The organism is Vibrio sp. 1288 (assembly GCF_033344475.1).
Genome location: NZ_JAWPOX010001031.1, coordinates 1 through 535 on the forward strand (window position 1 = coordinate 1; position 535 = coordinate 535).

At 48.0% G+C, this 535-nt stretch carries 1 protein-coding gene; it reads left to right on the forward strand.

All coding sequences use genetic code 11. The annotated features are described in order from the left end of the window. Positions 1-172: 172 nt before the first annotated feature. The coding region (locus tag R8O11_RS30740) for a CDGSH iron-sulfur domain-containing protein (protein ID WP_318195323.1) at positions 173-535 on the forward strand (363 nt) is incomplete at its 3' end.

Below are 535 nucleotides of genomic sequence, written 5' to 3' on the forward strand. Positions count from 1 at the left end.
GGTTGCAATCGTCATATAGCCTCCACGTGTATGAGACCCATAAAAAGTATAGGAGAGGACGGTCGCAATCGCGCATTTTACTCCGCTTGCACTGACGCTCTTTGGCTCCTGTTCTACGCTTATTTGAAAGCCAGCGACAAAGCATGGTGAAAAACAATAACTAGGGGGCAACATGAGCAAGCCAATCATCGCTGATAACAAGCCGATCAAAGTCGAATTGAAGGCCGGGCAAGAATACTATTTTTGCCGTTGTGGGCGATCAAAAAAGCAACCTTATTGTGACGGCTCGCATTCTGGAACTGGGATGAAGCCAATGAGCTTTACTGCGGAAAAAGATGAAGATGCTTATCTCTGCCAGTGCAAGCACACCGCCAATGCGCCTTTTTGCGACGGTACGCATAAACGATTTACCGCCGAGCAAGTGGGCAAAGAAGGCCCCGATCAAAAACGAGAGAAAAGTGAAAAGCTCGCCGCTGCCAATACTCAAGAGGAGCCAACTCTAGAATTTATTCACCAACTTGCCAGAGAAGGGCTC